Here is a 15,839-nt window from a genome sequence, read left to right as displayed (position 1 = left end):
GCGGCAATGGTCCCGTAGATCATGCGGGGCGCATAGCCCCGCTCCCGCATCTCCGGGATGGCCACCGTGCCGATGGCCGCGGCCGTCGCGGCGCTCGACCCGCAGACGGCGGAGAAGATGGCCGAGGCCACCACGTTGGAGTGGAGCAGCTCGCCCTTGACGCCCGAGACCCAGACCGCCACCCCGCGGTAGAAGCGGCTGCTCAGCCCGGAGCGGAGGATCAGCTCGCCCATGAGAAGGAACAGCGGCACCGAGGTGAGCACGAAGTTCTCCATCGTGTTCCAGCCGATGGAGGCCACGGAGGTGAGCGAGGCGGCATGCCCGCCCAGGTAGAGGACGACGAGACCGGTGACCCCGAGGGTGAAGGGGATCCAGAGGCCTGACAGGAGGAGACCCAGCAGGATGGCGAGGAGGAGCGTCAGGGTCATAAGTGGTCGGTGGGGGCCACGAGCCGCCGGACGAGGGCGGCCACGATCGCGAGGAGCAAGAGGGAGGTGCCCGCCGCCATGAACGTCTGCGGGATCCAGAGTGGGGTCCGGGTGAAGTAGATAGAGGTGGTCCCGAACCGGTAGGACTCGGCGACGAAGGCCCAGAAGTGGTAGCCGATGAATGCGGTGTAGCCGAGCGCCGCGAGGAGCAACGCGCCGTCGAGCCAGCGCCGGGCGCGCGGCGCCGAGATCCGGTCGTAGACGAACTCGACCCGGATGAAGCTGTCGGAGCGGAGGCTGTCGGCCAGGCCGAAGAAGGTCAGGACGACCAGGAGGTAGCCCGACATCTCGTCCGACACCAGCGTGGAGACGCGGAAGACCGAGCGCCCGATCACCTCCACGGTGATGAGCGCCGTCATCAGGACCGTGGCGCCGGCCGAGACGGCCATCGCCGCCGCGCTGAGGGCGTCCACCACTCGGCCGGCCGCGACTGCCACGCGCGCGGCGGCGCGGTCCGGGGAGGCGGCGGCCAAGGCCGCCTCGCTAGCGGCCGAGAGCCTCCCGCACCTTCCGGAGCGCCTCGACGGCCTGCGGCCCGTGCGCCTGGGCCCACTCCGCCCAGTACGGCTCCATGAGCTTCCGGCCCTTCTCGATCTCGGCCGGGGCCGGCCGGATGAGCCGGATCTTGTGCGCCGTCTCGAGCGTCTTCCGATCCCGCTCCTCCCGGGCCGGGATCTCCTTGACCATGCGCTGGTGGAACTCGCCGGCCACGACCTGCAGGGTCTTCCGTACTTCCGGCTTCAGCGCCTCGAGGGCCTTCTTGTTGACGAGGATGTAGCTCGGCCCGCCGATGTGGATGTCCGGCACGAAGCCCCACTCGCTGAATTCGTACCACTTCGCACCGAGCAGGTTGAAGCCGGCGGTGAGGATGGCCTCCATCGCCCCGCGCTGGGCCGCGGCCGGCACCTCGGGCGTGGTGAAGAGCACCGGGACGGAGCCGAAGCGTCGGAGCATCTCGGTCTGCTCCGGGCTCGTCGCGCGGATCTTCCGGCCCTTGAAGCCGTCGATGGTCGAGATGGGCGCGCCCCGGCCCCAGACGTTCTGGGGCGGCCACGTGTACCAGTACAGGATCGTCGCACCGAACTTCTCGAGCTCGCTGACCACATAGGGCTCCAGCGCCCCCATGGCCTTCTTGAGCTCGTCCGCGGTCCTCACCAGGAACGGCAGGCCCGGCAGGGCCCCGACCTTCGCGTCCCCGGCGATGAGCCCCATGTAGCCGTCGGCGAGCTGGACCTGCCCCTGCCCCGTCGTCCGGACCACCTCGGTGGACCGGTACGGCAGCTCGCCCGCCGGCCGCACGATGATCTCCAGCTCCCCCTGGGTCCGCTTCTTGACCTCTTCCGCGAACTCCTTGGCGTACTGTCCGATGGGGTGCGTGATCCCGACGAACACGTAGTAGTCCCATTTCGTCGCCGCCCACGCCCCCGTCCCCCAGGGGAGCAGCAGAAGCGCCGCCACCATCGTCCGGAAGAGCAGCCGTCGCCTCATGCCCGGCCTCCTCGACCCGCCACGGTCACCCCGCGCGCGGTCCCCTGATCGGTTTCGTCACCGCATAGCCGCCGTAGTTTCCCCATCCCGGCGACAGCCCCATCCACCACTGGGAGGCGCCGCCGATCACGGCCACGTGGAGCATCTCGGGGCCGCGGACCATGGGCAGCCGCGCATCGTCGGGGAGCCCGGCGAGGTCCGGCACCTGCTCCTCGCCGTGCCCCCAGTAGTACATGTGGGCCTCGCCCTCCACCAGGACCCCGCTCCACCTGAGCCAGCCCACCTCGTAGCGGGCGTTCTCCCAGACCCACTGCTTGACATCTGCCTTGCTGTAGCCCGCCCGCGCGAGCTCCTGGGCCGGCTTGGCCCCGAAGGAGAGGAGGAGCTGCCCCGCGGCGTGGAACATGTTGATGCCGGTCGTGGGCAGCGTGCTCGCGATGATGCGCAGGATGCGCTCGGCGTTGCCCGGCACCATCAAAGGGGCGGGCGACTGGCAGGCGAACACCGTCACGGCGCTCTGCTCGGGCCTGAGCCCCCGCTCGACGTGCAGCGGCTGCCACGGGCTCTGCTCCGCGTTCTCGGCGGCGCAGAAGAGATACTTGGCCGGCTGGCCCTGCGAGGACATGTCCGTCTCGCCCGGGATGCCACCGCCGATGTTCCAGAGGATCAGGCGCACCGCGCGCCCCACGCAGGCATTGGCGCGCGAGCCCCCGCCGAAGGCGCCCTCCCGGGCGTTGAAGCCGAGCTCCGCCACGATGGGCCCGCTGACGATCACCAGGGGCGCGCAGGGGTTCGTGGTCGCCTGCACCCCGTGGAGATTGAACTCGGGCTCGAGCATCGCCTCCAGCGCGGCGATGACCACGGGCACGTGCGCGGGCTCGCACCCGGCCATGGCGCAGTTGATGGCGACCTGCTCGATCGTCGCCAGCCCGTCCCTGGGGCCGACGGCGCCGAGGACCTCGCGCCCGTCGCGGCCGAGGTAGTCGATGATGCGGGCCACGCGCTCCTCGGTGGGCGGGGCGACCAGGAGCCCGTCCGTCCATCCGCTCTTCAGGGCGAGCGCGTACCACTCCCAGAAGTCAGCGACGTCCTGCACCGGCGAGTCGAGCGCGGCCATGCGAGGTGCCTCCCGCTGTCCCGGGCGTCAGCGCGCGGTCAGGGCCGCGACGACCCGATCGAGACCGCGCTCGGCCAGCTCGCCCGCGTCGGTCGTGAGGTTGCCCGCCCTGGGGGCCGGCTCCACCAGCAGCGGCAGGTCGGGCAGGCCCAGAGCGGTCGCGTGGTTGCGCGCGGCCCGCTCGAAGGTGTCATGGCAGATCGTGATCGTCGGCCGGCCCTGGGTCTCGAAGTCGAACGCGTCGAGCACGGACGCGTAGGTGCAGGACCCTCAGGCCGCCTCCCCGTTGACGATCACCTCCGCGCGGCTGACCAGCTCGGCGATCTGCTCCTTCGGCGCCGGCTTGGAGATGCTCGGCTTCCGGATCCAGAGCGTCTCGCCGATCCCGTGACGCTCGGCGAGCAGCCGCTTGAGCGCCTCCATGAGCGGGTACATGGCGAAGGAGCCGTCGTCCAGGCGGCGTCCCCAGCCGTCCAGGAAGCCGACCGTGCTCCCCCGCAGGGACGCGGGGCGGGCGGCGAGCCGGACGCCCCGCGCCCGGTACGTCGTGCTCGGCATCACGATCCTCATGGTGGCCACCTCCGTGCGCGGGCCGGCCCGGTCACGATGCAGAACTTCAGTTCTGCTTGCTGAACATCGGCGGCCACGCTAGCATTGCCCGTCAGCCGGTGTCAAGGGCCGTCGCGGCATCCCTACGAGAGGAGGACCAGCGTGCCAGAGCTCCAGCGCCCGGCGGGTCCCCTCTACTACGAGATCACCGACCTCACCCCTCCCTGGGTCGGTCCCCGGCCCACGATCCTCTTCCATCATGGCGTCGGCATCACCGGCGCGATCTGGAGCGCCTGGCTGCCTGTCCTCGCCGGCCGCTATCGGCTGGTCCGCTTCGACACGCGGGGCTTCGGCCGCTCCTCCGTGCCCGGGCCGGGCTTCGCGTGGTCGATGGATCTCCTGGCGGAGGATGTCGTCGCGGTGGCGCGCGCCGCGGGCGCCGAGCAGTTCCACCTGGTGGGGGAATCGCTCGGGGGCACCGTGGGCCTCTGGCTGGCGACGCGCCGCACCCCCGGGCTCCTGAGCCTCGCCGTGTGCTCGACCTCGCACCGCGGCGCCTCCATCCAGCGCGTGCGCGAGTGGCGCGACTTCATCGGCCGCAACGGGATGGCGGCATGGTCGGCGATGATGATGCCTCACCGGCTGGACCCCGAGCAGGCCTCCCCCGCCGCCTGGCGGTGGTTCGAGGCGGAGCAGGCGCGGTCCTCCCCCGACGTGACGCTGGACCTCGCCGACCTCCTGATCGGCACCGATCTCACCCCGGACCTGCCGGCCATCGCCGTCCCGACTCTCGTCCTCGCCCCCGGGGCCAGCCCCTTCGTCCCGCTCGCCATCGCGCGGGAGATTCACGCCCTGGTGCCCGGCTCGGAGCTCCAGGAGTTCGCGGGCGTGCGCCACGCCATCGCCTACTCGCACGGCCCGGCCTGCGCCCGCGCCCTGCGGGCCTTCCTGACCCGCCGCGGCGTCGGCGGGGGGGACAGGTCCCGCCCGACGGGCGAGGACTAGGCCGATGGCGAGAGGGGCGAAGCGGCTCGGGCTGCTGCTGCCCTCCTCCGGCACGATCCAGGAGGCGGACTTCTACCGCCGCGTCCCGCGTGAGGTGACTGTCCACGCGGCCCGGATGCGCCTGGTGACGGCGACCGAGGCGGACGAGATCCGGATGCTCGAGGAGCACGCGATCCCCGCCGCCCGGGATCTGGCGACGATCCGCCCGGACGCGGTGGTCTTCTCCTGCACCTCCGCCGGGGCGCTCCGCGGCAACGCCTACGAGGCCGAGCTCTGCCAGGAGATCGCGCGGGTCACCGGCGCCCCGGTCATCAGCACCATGGCGGCGGTGCGGGAAGCGCTCCGCCGGCTCGGCGTGCGATCGGTGGCCGTCCTCACCCCCTACCCCGACACCCTCACCGAACGGGTCCGGGCCAGCCTCGAGGCGGATGGGTTCGTGGTCCCGGCGGCGGCCGGCATGGGACTCATCGACAGCCTCGCCATCGCAGAGGTCGCGCCTGCGGCGATCCAGGAGTTCGCCCACCAGCGGCTCGGCGGGGCCCCGGCCGAGGCCCTCTTCGTCGCCTGCTGCACCTTCCGCGCTTACGATGTACGGGAGGCGCTCCAGGAGGCTCTCGGCATCCCGGTGGTGACGAGCAACCAGGCAGCCCTGGAGGCGGCGCTCCGGACCCTCGGCCTCGGCGTCGCCTGAACCGCCGGGATGGGCCTACCCGGTCTCAGGAACCACCTCGACGGCGAGGCGCGCCCGCCAGTCCTCTGGCAGCGCCACGGCCCGGGTGATGCGACAGGGCGGGTGGCCCCACGACGGGAAATAGGCATTCTGCGGGATCTCGAGATCCGCCCCGGCCACGACCACCGTGATGTCGCCCGGCTCCCGCAGCGCCGGGATCGAGTCGCCCTCGGCCGCCGCCCGCACCCAGGCCGGCCAGTCGACGTCCCGGACCGTGGCGTGAAGCCATGACCGGCGCCATGTCCCGGCCGCCAGCCGCCCCCGATCGTGGAGCTCACGCCGCACGTCCTCCTTGCTCCACCCCTTGCGGGCCAGCTCCCGGGCCACGAAGGGCGCCAGCACCACGGCGACCTTCCCATCGTGGAGCATGGTGAAGAGCGAGGCGGCCGAGCCCATCACGCTGGCGAGCTCCGCGAGCCCCCCGGTGACATTGATAACGGTCTCGCTCCGCAGCACCGTCACCGCGCTCTGCTCGGGCCCGAGGCCCGCCTCGAGGTGCAGTCCCGGCCAGGGACTGTCGTCCCGCTCCGCCAGGCACAGCGTGTAGCGCGCGGGCTGGCCCAGCCCGGCGAAGGAGACGGCGCCCGGCCAGCCGCCGCCGAGGTTGTTCATGACGAGCCGCACCGCCCGCCCGATGGTCGCGTTGGCCCGCCAGCCGGGGCCGAGCGCGCCCGCCCCCGCGTTGATCCCCACCGCCCCCGCCGCAGGACCGCTGACGAGCAGCAAGGGAGCGACGCTCTCGTCCGTGGTCTGGACGCCGCGGAGGTTGAAGGCGGGGTCGAGGATCGCCTCCACGGCGGCGAGCACGATAGGGAGGTGCTCGGGCCGGCAGCCCGCCATCACGGCGTTGGCCGCGACCTTTTCGACGGTGGCAAGACCGCGCAGCGGCTCGACCTCGCCCAGGACGGCATGGCGCGCGCGGGAAGTCCAGCCGAGCATCTCGTCGATGCGGCCCAGCGTGGGGGGCACGATGGGGAGCCCATCCGTCCAGCCGCGGGCGGCGAAGCGCGCGTTCACCGCGGCGACGGGGTCGGGGTCGCGGACGACTTCGATCCGGTGACGAGGGAACTGGCCGACGAGCGGTGTCCTGGCGAGGAGGTGTCGCTCCTTGACGCGCTCGCTCAGCGTGTCATCGATCCACTCGCCGGAGGCGCGCTGGCCCGTCGGGACCAGCACCCAGAGAGCGTCCACGGCGGCCATGCTAGCACGCCTCCCCCGATGCCCAGGCCGCGCCCGAGGTGCTGGGTGATCGACCCGGTGGTCACAGACGGTGACAGGCGAAGCAGAGCGCAGAGCCCGTGTTCGCGACGACCAGCTTGCTCCGAAGCGAGGAGGACAGGTCGTGGCAGGTGGAGCAGCCGACACGTCCATCCTCCAGCCTGATCGAGGGGGCGAGGGATGCCGACGGCCGCAGCGTCCCCGCTCGTCTCAGCGGGGAGGCGTCGTACGCCATGCCGATCGGATGCCTGAGGCTGTCCGGCGCCATGACCCCGTCGTGGCAGCTCAGGCAGACGAGGGAATCGCTGCGGGGCGAGACGCCTGCGTGGGCATCCGTCTCTCCGGCGAGAGCCATCCGGGGAGCGGCGAGCACCAGCACGGCGATCGCTGCGCCGATCAGCCGACTCCGCCGCCGCCGGCCGGCGCTCACGCGCGTCGCTCGCCGTGGGACGCTCGGAACCTCCGCGCGGGGGCGACGCAAGACAGCCGCATGCCGGCCTGCGCCGCGTCCTGCCGTCACGAGATCGTGCGTCCTCATGCCACCGGAACGGGGCAAGCGGAGTGCCAGGTCGTCCCCCCCGGAACGGCTCGACGAGGAACGACATGCGCTGCGCGAACTTGGCGCCGATCGCAGTGGGCCCCACGGCGCGACGTGAGAGGCACGCCTGTGGGAGATTCGCCATGGTCATGGTAGGACCGCCATAGCAATCTGGCTAGCGTTCGACCGGCGATGCCGCCGGTCCTGGTCGTCGACGATGACAGTCAGGGTCGAGGCGTGCTGGATGCCGAGGCTCACCGGGATGGAACGTGTACGCTCGCGTACAGGGCACGTCAGGAGCGCTGAATCACCCTGACCGCGCCCGCACTGCCCCGAGCAGCTCTGGCCAGGCGCGGGGGAGCCGCACCGGCTTGGTCGTCGGGTAGCCGAGCATGCCATTGTGGACGAAGCAGTAGGCGTTGGTCCGCAGGGGGTCGCCGCTGACGCCGATCATGATGTCGTCCGGCTGGCACACCACCGGCACGAGGCGGTCGGGATCCTCCGACTCGCCGAACACCGCCGGGGCCCGGCCCGCCCGGGCCAGCGAGGCCAGCGACCGCTCCCCGGGCAGCAGGTTCGTCCACTCCCCGATGTAGCGCTCGAACTTCCAGGCCGGGATGCGCGCCGCGGCGAACAGCCGCGCCTTGAGGTCGCCCTTCGACAGTCCGCCCCGCGCCAGCGTCTCGGCGAGGATGGGGCTCAGGATCAGGAGCGGCTTCTGCGTGCCGGTGGCAAGCCCGACGGTGAAGATCAGCTCCCAGCCGATCTGCCGCACCAGAGCATCGGCCAGGTAGGGGACGATCCGCTCGGGCTGGCTCCCGAACACCGAGGCGATGACCCCGCCACCCGTGTAGCGCGAGATCGTCACGGCGTCACCCGCCGCCACCCCCTGGTCCTCGGCGATGGTGGTCCAGCCGATCCGGCGGATCACCTCCTAGTTCTCGGCGAGCACCACGCGCCAGGTGTTGCCGAACGTGCCCTTGTCCGTCTTGTGCGGCAGGAACCCCGCCAGATTTCTCAGGCAGAGCCGCCAGAAGCGCCCGATGCTCGTGTTGGCCTGGAACCCGTCCCGGAGCACGCCCTGCTCGTAGTTGAAGCCGAGCGCCTTGATGAGCGGGCCGTTGAGGGTGATCAGCGTCTCCGCCCCGGGCGTGTTGCCGCTGTGCTCCACGCCGTAGCCCGGGTCTGCCATGGCCTCGACGAGCGCGACCAGGATCGGCATGTACTCGGGCCGGCAGCCCGCCATCACGCCGTTCACCGCCACGGCCCACACGGTGGCGCTGCGCCGGTCCGGCAGGAGCACACCGAGCTCCTCCGCCGGTACCCGGTCCGTGAACCGGAGGAACTCCTCTACCCGCTCCGGCGTCGGGGGCACCACGGGCAGGCCGTCACTCCAGTCGTTCTCGCGGAAGAAGCGGTTGACCTCGTCGAAGGTGCCCTCGAAGACGATACCGGAGGGATCGGGCTCGGCGACCGCGCGGGGCCGCGCGGGCGTCTCGGTGAGGCCGCGGATCACCGCCTCCACCGTCACGGCGGCGATGTTCCGGCGGAGCTCCTCGGGGCTCTGCACGTCCACGTGGCCAGGCACCACCGCCGCCGGCAGGTTCGGCATCCCCAGCCCCGCCGCCGTGGTCGCCGCCTGGCCGACGAACCCCTCGCACACCAGGGAGGCCGAGGGCACCCGGGCGCCCTCCGCCGCTGCGCTGGCCCGCACCACGGCGGGCGTGCAGCTCCCTCAGCACGCCATCCCGGAGATGACGGCATCCACCCCGTGGCGCCTGAGCGTGTCGGGCAGCGTGGCGAGGACCCGCTGCTCGTCGGCGCCATGGGTCGACCCGAAGACGTCGTAGCGCACGAAGCGAAGCCCGGGGAAGCGGCGCCCCAGCTCCTCCTCGAGGATCGGGAAGATCTCGTCGCCCCGGAAGAGGTCATCCCAGAGCTCCCCGATGGTCTTCCCCTCCAGGCTCGTCAGCCGGGGCGCGAGGTCCGTGATCTCGCCGATCTTCCGGCCCCGGGGCCACACCGTCCGGTAGACTTCCCGCCCGCTCATGCTGTCCATCTGCAGGTCCTCCCTTGCGCCGCCCGCTCGTCACCCCAGGCCCTCTCCTCGCGCCAGCGTTCGCGCGCGGTCGCCCTTCGCGGCCCCGCGTCCACCCCGTACACACCTATTGACCCGACCTCGCTTCTCCCGGCGACGACAGCCGCGTGAGACCGCCGGAGTGCGGTGGAATGCGCCCGGGTGGTGTCCCGCGTGATGCGAAAAGAGGGGCGCCGGCTCCGGCGGCCTCACCATAGCACGACGTGCGGAGATCGATACGCGCGTCCGTTCGTGGCTGATCCACCGGCTCGCGGCCGCACGCGGGGAGGTCTGAGAAGGGACCGCATGCGTTGGGCGCCGGCCCGGAAAGTTGCTACCCTTGCGCCATGCCGCTCTCCGGTGAGCCGTGGCAGCCGATCCTGGACACGCTGGCACAGCGGCGCGCCGGGTGGCCGTCGCCCGAGTGGTGGTGGCCCTGGGGCGAAGGATCGAAGGTGTCGGGACAATCGAGGACGGGGCGCGCCCGGGACAACGACAGCAGTCTCGAGGAGGAGCGACATGGGACGGCTTCTGTGGCCTCTTGCGCTCGCCGTCACGTTCTTCATCGGCTGGGCGGCAGCCGGCGTCGCCCGAAAGCCGTCAGTGCTTCAGGAGGGCGATCAACGTCAGGAGGTGAGCCGCCTGCAGCAGCAGGTCACCGCGCTCCAGGCACGGTTGCGTGCCCGGGAGGACCTCGCTGCCTCACGGCAATCCGGGACCAGGTACGCCGCTGCCCCGTCCGGGGTCTATTCCGGGGCTGGGGCGCCGCCGGGGAGTCGCTTCGGGGGCGGCGGGGAAGAACGCATGTTCCCGGAGGGCCGTGCCCGTGGAGGGGGAGCGGCGCAGCCCCAGAGCGGGCCCCAGGCCGACCGCGCGTCCGGGGCGGGCGCGTCTCCGGCAAGCGTGCAGACCGCGCTCGACCGCTTTTACAAGTATGTCGAGGCGATGAACGGGTCGGGAGGGCGGGAGCGCTGGCAGCGGGCGCGCGCGCTGATCGAGGACCTGCGCGGCATGGGAGAAGTCGCCGGGCAGGCGCTGATGCAGGTGCTGGCGGCCGGCAACGACAGCGACGAGCGACGCGCGGCCGCGCGGTTGCTGGGCCAGCTCCAGGTGCCGCAGGCCCTGCCGCTCTTGCGGGACATCATCGAGAAGGAAGACGACGTGCTGTTGCGGCGTGCGGCGGCCTCGGGGCTGCGACAGCTTCAGACGCCCGATTCCCTTCCGGTCATGGAACGGTTGCTGGCGAGCCCGGGAGAAGACCGCCTCGTCCGCCTGAGTGCCGCGTATGGCCTGGCCGAGTCGGGCCAGCCGATGGGAGTCACCGGGCTGGCGAGGATCTTCGAGGAGGCCACGGCCGACGGGCGGGGGCGGGAGATGGCTTTCCGGGCGCTCGTCTCCTTGAACGACGAGCGTCCGCTGCCCTTCATGCGCCAGGTCGTGGCCTCGCAGGTCGAGCCGGGATATCGGCTGCAGGCGATCCGCTACCTGATGGCGCAGGGTGACCAGCAGGCCCTCGGGACCCTGCAGATGGTGGCGCGGTCCCCGGCTGAGCAACCGTCGGTTCGCGACGCGGCGGCACAGGCGTATACGACCCTCGGCGGCAAGTAGGAGAGCGCGGCCAGCGGCTACTTCAACAGCCCGGCTTCCCTGTAGTACCGCTCGGCGCCCGGATGGCGAGGGAGCCCGAAGCTCTCGGCCATCTGCTGCCCGGTCACGCCCTTCATCACCGCCGCCACGTGGGCGAAGGCCTCGCGCCCCTCGACGATGGCCCGCGTGATCTTGTAGACCACCTCCGCGGGGGTCTTCGAGGAAGCGATGAGGATGGTCGGGGCCTGGATCGTCACCACCTCCGCTTCCATCCCCTGCGCCGCGTACATGCCCTTCGCGATCACGTGGCGCACGAAGCCCGGGTTGTGCGTCCTCATCTCCGCGATCTTGTCCTCGGCGACCGGCAAGAGCCGGATCGGCCGCGCGGAGCCGAGATCGAGAGCGAAGGAGGCGGGCACCACCGTGAACCAGCCCATGGCCACGGCCTGCCGGTTCTTGATGAGCTCAACGTTCTCGCTGATGGAGCCGTGGCTCCGGGTACCGAGGTCCTCGAGCTTCATCCCGTGGACGCGCAGGAGGAGCTCCCACCCCTCGCTGAGACTGGTGTTCCCGCGCGGCGGCAAGGCCACCGCTTTCCCCCTGAGGTCCGCGATGCTCTTGATGCCGGAGTCCGCGGGGACTGCCAGCTGCCAGGCCACCGGGTAGTAGGTGGCCACGAGGAGGGGCTTGTCCGTCTGCTTGCCCTTCCAGGAGCCGGCCCCGGTCCGGGCATCCGCCAGCACCGTCGTCATGGACCACCCCAGGTCGGCCTTGTCGGTGCGGATCTTCTCCATGTTGACCAGGGCCGCGCCCGGCTCCACCTGCACGTCCACCTCCGGGAACTTCCGCTTCACGACGTCGCTGGTCGCCGCGGCCATGGGCGTCCAGGTGCCTCCGGTGGGGCCGGCGGAGAACACCACGGTCGCCTTCTGCTGGGCCTGGGTGGGGGCGACGTGCGCGGCGCCGCAGAGGCCGAGCGCGAGCAGGACCGACAGGATCCAGGGTTCGGTGGTGCGCATCGTGGACCCTCCTTCTTCGTCAGTGGGAATGCTTCCCGGGTCGCCCGAACGAGCGCTCTCGCCGCGTCAGGTCCCCTCCGTGGCCGTCCGGGCCGCGATCCGCCCGAAGATGGCCGCCTTGCCCAGCGCCGAGCCGGTCATGTACGCACCGCCGTGGAATCCGCCCACGACCTCGCCGGCCGCGAAGAGCCCGCCGATCGGGGCGCCGAAGACATCGATCACGCGCATGCGGTCGTCGACGCGGAGGCCGCAGTAGGTGGCGAGGATAGCTGAAGTGGATGGGTACGCGTAGAAGGGCGGCCGGTCGATCCGCCGGAGCGCGCCATGCCTGTGCACGAGATGCTTGCGGCCGAACTGCGGGTCGGTCCCGGCCCCGACGAAACCGTTGTAGTCGGCCACCGTGCGCAGCAGCGCCTCCCGCGGGACCTCGATCCGCGCCGCCAGGGCCTCGAGGCTCTCCGCCTTGATCATGAGGCCGTCCTCGAGGCGCCGCTCGAAGTCGTAGATCCGCACGCGGTTCTCGCCCTGCGCGAAGATGGCCTGGTCGAGGATCTGGTACGCGCAGCCGTCGGGCTGGCGCAGGCAGGCGTCCCCGAGGAGCTTGTAGGAGATGGACTCGTCCACGAAGCGCTGGCCGTCCTGATTGACGGCGATCGCCCCCTTGTAGACCGCGAGGCAGCCGTGGAGATTGGTCGTGTCCACCGGGTGCTTGCCGAACGTCCCCTTGATGTACGGCATGTCGCGCACGTCGGCCCCGAGCTGCCAGCCCATGCGCAGGCCGTCGCCGACATTGCCCTCGCCGCCGATCAGCAGGGCCTTCTCGTAGCCCGGCGCGAAGCGGTGGATGAGCTCCGGGTTCCTGCTGAAACCGCCCGAGGCCAGGATGACGCCGCGCCGGCTCGCCACGGAGACGACCCCGGCCCCCTCCTCGACGAGAAGCCCCTCGACTCGCTCCCCGGCCGGCCCGCGGAGGAGCCGCCGCACCGATCCCCCGGTCAGGATCTCGACGCGGCCGGTCGCGCGCGCCCGACGCGCGAGGAGGCGCACCAGGTCCGCCGGGTCCACCGTGTGGACGCGCGGCACGGACTGCCCCGAGGAGGCCTCGATCACCGGGCTGAACTCGGCGCCCTGCCGCCGCAGCCACTGGTAGGTGTCCAGCTGGTGCGCGACGTAGGCGCGGACGATGCGCTCGTCGTTCTCGAAGGCGCCGACCTCGCGCAGATCGCTGAAGAGGAGGTCGTCCGAGTCCTCGATGGCCTGCGCCTGCTGCAGATCGGTGCCGGCAAAGGCGAGACAGCCGCCGCTCAGCACCGACGAGCCGCCGAGCTCGGCCAGCTTCTCCAGGAGGAGAACGCTGGCCCCCCGATCCGCCGCCTCGAGCGCGGCGGCCACGCCGGCGAGACCGCCACCAACCACCACCAGGTCCGCTGTCGTCTGTCGCATCCTGGGCCTCCATGCCCCCTTCGCTCCGGTCAGGCTGTGCCGGTGGCCTCGACCGTCTTCAGGCGGTGGACCAGGGCCGGGAGCAGCTCCCGCCAGTCGCAGACGGCGCCGAGCTCGGCCACGGCGAAGATCGCCGCGTCGGGATCGCTGTTGAGCGCGACGATCCTGGCCCTGCTGTCGATGCCGGCCACGTGCTGGATGGTCCCCGAGAGGCCGACCGCGATGTACACCTCCGGCGTCACGTACTTGCCCGACTGCCCGATCTGACGCGAGACCGGAATCCAGCCGGCGTCGGCGGCCGGCAGGCTGCCGCCGACAGCCCCGCCGAGACAGTCAGCCAGCTCGCGGAGGCTGGCGAAGCCCTCGGCGCCCCCCATCCCCCGTCCACCGGAGACGATGACCCTTGCCCGCTCGAGCCGCCTTTCCTGAGCCGCCGCGCCGACAACCCGCTTGACGTGGCCGGCGGCGGGCAGGGCGACGGTCGAGCGGAAGGAGCGGATCTGCCCCTGGCGGGGGGCGCCGGCCGACACAGGCGCTGTCCCCGCCGAGGCGACGACGGCCACGCATGGGGATGCCGTGGCCTCGAGGAGCACTCGAACGCGGCCGCCATAGGCCGACCGGCGGACGAGGAAGCCCGACTCGCGCGCGACGATGTCGAGGCACCGGCCGAGGGCGACGCCGTCAAGCCCGGCCGCCAGCCGCGCCGCCACTTCCTCCTCGATCTCCCCGGCAGGCATCAGCACCAGATCCGGAACCCGCCCGGCCAGGATGTCCGGGCAGGACAGGGCGTCGCGGAATATCCCCAGGAGCTGCTCGGCGTCGAAGCGCTCCGCGAATGACGGGTGCCCGACCGCCCAGACCCTCGGCGCTCCGAGCGCTGCGGCGGCCACGGCCTCCGCCTCCGCAACCGGCCCGGCGACGATGACGGTCACCTCGTGCCCGGCCTCGCCCGCGAGCCGGCAGGCGAGCCGCACCGGTTCGCCGCGCGGGGGCGACTCCTCGCTGGCCGGCAGCAGGGCCACGATGGCGCGCGTGTCGGCCATCACGCCGTCTGGATCCACGGGGCGAGGAAGCGGGCCAGCTCCACGGCCTGGCGCCCGATGATCCGACCACCATCCGGCAGCCCTCGCGGCCGCGAGGCGAGGCAGGCGCGACCTCGCCGGCGACGACACGGACGCGGTGCTCGGCTGTCGTGGCCGCGGCCGGGACCACCACGACGGGCCAGCGCCTGGCCGCGAGCACGTTCTTCAGCAGGGGCAGCCGCAGGCGCGTCTCCGGGTGGTTCGTCACGCTGACCACGACGGGCGGGGGGAAGGCCGCGTGCTCCTCCGCAACCCCCACCTCGCGGACGAGCGCGATGTCGCCGGCGTGACGGCCCCCCCGATGGCAGAGCCCGAAGAAGCGCCAGCCGAGGGACTCCGCGAGGAGCGGCGGCAGCACGCCATCATCCCGATCACCGAATTCGCGACCCAGAAGGACGAGGTCGGGCGGGGGCTCGCGGGTCACGATCGCCTGCCGGAGCGCGCGACAGACCGCTCCCGGGTCCCACCGCGCCTCGTCCGCGACATCGAGACGGAGCCCGGTGTCCACGCGAAGGGCCAGGGCGTACCTCAGACACGCTTCGTCCTCTACATCGCCCAGCATGATCGCGGTCGTCCGCGTGTCCGGATCGGCGTCGCGGAGCTTGAGCGCCATCTCCAGCGCGGCCTCGTCGAAGGGGCCGAGATTCCGGCTCAGGCCCTGCGTGCGAAGCCCGCACCCATCCGCCCGCAGCGCAAGCCGATCGGCCGGGGCCCTGGGATCCACGATCGGCGCGAGGCAGACCACGACGTGCACGCCCGTCACCCGGCCCGGGAGCCACCGCCTGACACGTGTACCCCCCTTGATCTCGTGGACACCGGGCTGATGGTAACCCGCCGGCCCGGCGGGTGAGCGGGATTCCTGGGGCGCCGGGCCGGTGACGACGCCGTTGTCAAGTCGCGGTGCGCCGCCGTACCATCGCCGGGACGGTACGGGAGGAGGACCCCCATGCGCTTTGCGGTGGACACCGGCGGGACATTCACGGACCTCGTGCTGGAGGACGACAAGGGCATCCTCCACATGTTCAAGTCGCCGACGACACCGGACGATCCGGTTCGCGGCATCCTCGATGGCATCGCCACGGCGGCGCAGGGCTTCGGCGAGGCTCCCGAGACTTTGCTCGGGCGGGGAGAGCTGTTCATCCACGGCACGACCCATGCCACCAACGCCATCGTCACGGGGACCACCGCCAGGACGGCGCTCCTGACCACGAAGGGCCATCCGGACATGCTCGTGCTGAGAGAGGGGGGGCGGATCGAGCCCTTCAACTTCCGGGTGCCCTTCCCCCGCCCGTACATCCCGCGCTCCCTGACCTTCGAGATCCCCGGGCGGATCGCCGCGGACGGCGCCATCCTCGATCCCCTCGACGAGACGGCCGTGCTGGAGGTGATCGGGCGCCTGCGCGAGCGCCAGGTCGAGGCGGTGGGGGTCTGCCTCCTCTGGTCCACCGTGAACCCGCTGCACGAGGACCGCGTGGGCCAGCTCCTCGCCGAGAATCTC

18 protein-coding genes and 1 pseudogene are annotated in these 15,839 nt (G+C 71.9%); 4 read left to right on the top strand and 15 right to left on the bottom strand.

Features of this window, described 5'->3' with window-relative positions; all coding sequences use genetic code 11:
- The 6 genes from HYV93_08365 to HYV93_08340 form a co-directional block, all read right to left on the bottom strand.
- Positions 1–428, bottom strand: a 428-nt coding sequence (locus HYV93_08365; GenBank protein ID MBI2525982.1) for a TRAP transporter large permease subunit, incomplete at its 3' end; no start/stop codon positions are given.
- The gene (locus HYV93_08360) at positions 425–961 is read right to left on the bottom strand and encodes a TRAP transporter small permease (GenBank protein MBI2525981.1); all 537 of its coding nucleotides are present in this window, start codon (positions 959–961) and stop codon (positions 425–427) included. The genes HYV93_08365 and HYV93_08360, both read right to left, overlap by 4 nt.
- Before the next feature lie 10 nt (positions 962–971).
- The gene (gene dctP / locus HYV93_08355) at positions 972–1,976 is read right to left on the bottom strand and encodes a TRAP transporter substrate-binding protein DctP (GenBank protein MBI2525980.1); all 1,005 of its coding nucleotides are present in this window, start codon (positions 1,974–1,976) and stop codon (positions 972–974) included.
- A 25-nt stretch (positions 1,977–2,001) separates the two neighbouring features.
- Positions 2,002–3,093, bottom strand: coding sequence for a hypothetical protein (locus HYV93_08350; GenBank protein ID MBI2525979.1), 1,092 nt, complete (start codon positions 3,091–3,093; stop codon positions 2,002–2,004).
- A 27-nt stretch (positions 3,094–3,120) separates the two neighbouring features.
- The gene (locus HYV93_08345) at positions 3,121–3,342 is read right to left on the bottom strand and encodes a hypothetical protein (GenBank protein MBI2525978.1); all 222 of its coding nucleotides are present in this window, start codon (positions 3,340–3,342) and stop codon (positions 3,121–3,123) included.
- Between the two features lie 21 nt (positions 3,343–3,363).
- Positions 3,364–3,663, bottom strand: a complete 300-nt coding sequence (locus HYV93_08340; protein MBI2525977.1) for a hypothetical protein — start codon at positions 3,661–3,663, stop codon at positions 3,364–3,366.
- A 141-nt stretch (positions 3,664–3,804) separates the two neighbouring features.
- On the opposite strand from HYV93_08340, the gene HYV93_08335 reads away from it, so the two are divergent.
- Together HYV93_08335 and HYV93_08330 are read left to right on the top strand one after the other, a co-directional pair.
- On the top strand, positions 3,805–4,647 hold the full coding sequence (locus HYV93_08335; GenBank protein MBI2525976.1) for an alpha/beta fold hydrolase: 843 nt from the start codon (positions 3,805–3,807) through the stop codon (positions 4,645–4,647).
- 4 nt (positions 4,648–4,651) lie between these two features.
- Positions 4,652–5,338 (top strand): aspartate/glutamate racemase family protein, encoded by a 687-nt coding sequence (locus HYV93_08330; GenBank protein ID MBI2525975.1) that lies wholly within the window; start codon positions 4,652–4,654, stop codon positions 5,336–5,338.
- Between the two features lie 15 nt (positions 5,339–5,353).
- On the opposite strand, the gene HYV93_08325 is transcribed toward HYV93_08330, so the two are convergent.
- The 5 genes from HYV93_08325 to HYV93_08305 all read right to left on the bottom strand — a co-directional run bounded on the left by HYV93_08325 (position 5,354) and on the right by HYV93_08305 (position 9,192).
- On the bottom strand, positions 5,354–6,577 hold the full coding sequence (locus tag HYV93_08325) for a hypothetical protein (GenBank protein ID MBI2525974.1): 1,224 nt from the start codon (positions 6,575–6,577) through the stop codon (positions 5,354–5,356).
- Between the two features lie 61 nt (positions 6,578–6,638).
- The gene (locus HYV93_08320) at positions 6,639–7,025 is read right to left on the bottom strand and encodes a cytochrome c3 family protein (GenBank protein MBI2525973.1); all 387 of its coding nucleotides are present in this window, start codon (positions 7,023–7,025) and stop codon (positions 6,639–6,641) included.
- A 415-nt stretch (positions 7,026–7,440) separates the two neighbouring features.
- Positions 7,441–8,064 carry a hypothetical protein gene (locus tag HYV93_08315; protein ID MBI2525972.1) on the bottom strand — a complete coding sequence of 208 codons (624 nt, stop codon included), beginning with the start codon at positions 8,062–8,064 and terminating at the stop codon, positions 7,441–7,443.
- Between the two features lie 3 nt (positions 8,065–8,067).
- Positions 8,068–8,850: a hypothetical protein gene (locus HYV93_08310; protein MBI2525971.1), complete on the bottom strand. Its 783-nt coding sequence runs from the start codon at positions 8,848–8,850 to the stop codon at positions 8,068–8,070.
- An 18-nt stretch (positions 8,851–8,868) separates the two neighbouring features.
- Entirely contained in the window at positions 8,869–9,192 is a 324-nt protein-coding gene (locus HYV93_08305; protein ID MBI2525970.1) for a hypothetical protein, read from the bottom strand.
- 537 nt (positions 9,193–9,729) lie between these two features.
- Here HYV93_08305 and HYV93_08300 point away from each other — a divergent pair.
- Positions 9,730–10,818 carry a HEAT repeat domain-containing protein gene (locus HYV93_08300; GenBank protein MBI2525969.1) on the top strand — a complete coding sequence of 363 codons (1,089 nt, stop codon included), beginning with the start codon at positions 9,730–9,732 and terminating at the stop codon, positions 10,816–10,818.
- 17 nt (positions 10,819–10,835) lie between these two features.
- Here the strand turns inward: HYV93_08300 and HYV93_08295 are convergent, their stop codons facing one another.
- The 4 genes and pseudogenes from HYV93_08295 to HYV93_08280 all read right to left on the bottom strand — a co-directional run bounded on the left by HYV93_08295 (position 10,836) and on the right by HYV93_08280 (position 15,389).
- Entirely contained in the window at positions 10,836–11,816 is a 981-nt protein-coding gene (locus HYV93_08295; GenBank protein MBI2525968.1) for a TAXI family TRAP transporter solute-binding subunit, read from the bottom strand.
- A gap of 66 nt (positions 11,817–11,882) precedes the next feature.
- The gene (locus HYV93_08290; GenBank protein MBI2525967.1) at positions 11,883–13,259 is read right to left on the bottom strand and encodes an FAD-dependent oxidoreductase; all 1,377 of its coding nucleotides are present in this window, start codon (positions 13,257–13,259) and stop codon (positions 11,883–11,885) included.
- A gap of 29 nt (positions 13,260–13,288) precedes the next feature.
- The gene (locus HYV93_08285; protein ID MBI2525966.1) at positions 13,289–14,302 is read right to left on the bottom strand and encodes an electron transfer flavoprotein subunit alpha/FixB family protein; all 1,014 of its coding nucleotides are present in this window, start codon (positions 14,300–14,302) and stop codon (positions 13,289–13,291) included.
- A 151-nt stretch (positions 14,303–14,453) separates the two neighbouring features.
- Positions 14,454–15,389 (bottom strand): annotated as a pseudogene (locus HYV93_08280) (hypothetical protein).
- Here HYV93_08280 and HYV93_08275 point away from each other — a divergent pair.
- Positions 15,288–15,839, top strand: a 552-nt coding sequence (locus HYV93_08275) for a hydantoinase/oxoprolinase family protein (GenBank protein MBI2525965.1), incomplete at its 3' end; no start/stop codon positions are given. The pseudogene HYV93_08280 and the gene HYV93_08275 overlap by 102 nt on opposite strands.

This window comes from Candidatus Rokuibacteriota bacterium (assembly GCA_016188005.1).
Taxonomy (GTDB): domain Bacteria; phylum Methylomirabilota; class Methylomirabilia; order Rokubacteriales; family CSP1-6; genus UBA12499.
This window is presented reverse-complemented; position numbering and strand designations above follow the sequence as displayed.

What these genes read in the sequence shown, in the direction of transcription:
- dctP (MBI2525980.1), bottom strand. Translation starts at nt 1,976, where the DNA reads ATGAGGCGACGGCTGCTCTTCCGGACGATGGTGGCGGCGCTTCTGCTG.
- HYV93_08330 (MBI2525975.1), top strand. Translation starts at nt 4,652, where the DNA reads ATGGCGAGAGGGGCGAAGCGGCTCGGGCTGCTGCTGCCCTCCTCCGGC.
- HYV93_08295 (MBI2525968.1), bottom strand. Translation starts at nt 11,816, where the DNA reads ATGCGCACCACCGAACCCTGGATCCTGTCGGTCCTGCTCGCGCTCGGC.
- HYV93_08285 (MBI2525966.1), bottom strand. Translation starts at nt 14,302, where the DNA reads ATGGCCGACACGCGCGCCATCGTGGCCCTGCTGCCGGCCAGCGAGGAG.
- HYV93_08300 (MBI2525969.1), top strand. Translation starts at nt 9,730, where the DNA reads ATGGGACGGCTTCTGTGGCCTCTTGCGCTCGCCGTCACGTTCTTCATC.
- HYV93_08325 (MBI2525974.1), bottom strand. Translation starts at nt 6,577, where the DNA reads ATGGCCGCCGTGGACGCTCTCTGGGTGCTGGTCCCGACGGGCCAGCGC.
- HYV93_08340 (MBI2525977.1), bottom strand. Translation starts at nt 3,663, where the DNA reads ATGAGGATCGTGATGCCGAGCACGACGTACCGGGCGCGGGGCGTCCGG.
- HYV93_08290 (MBI2525967.1), bottom strand. Translation starts at nt 13,259, where the DNA reads ATGCGACAGACGACAGCGGACCTGGTGGTGGTTGGTGGCGGTCTCGCC.
- HYV93_08305 (MBI2525970.1), bottom strand. Translation starts at nt 9,192, where the DNA reads ATGGACAGCATGAGCGGGCGGGAAGTCTACCGGACGGTGTGGCCCCGG.
- HYV93_08350 (MBI2525979.1), bottom strand. Translation starts at nt 3,093, where the DNA reads ATGGCCGCGCTCGACTCGCCGGTGCAGGACGTCGCTGACTTCTGGGAG.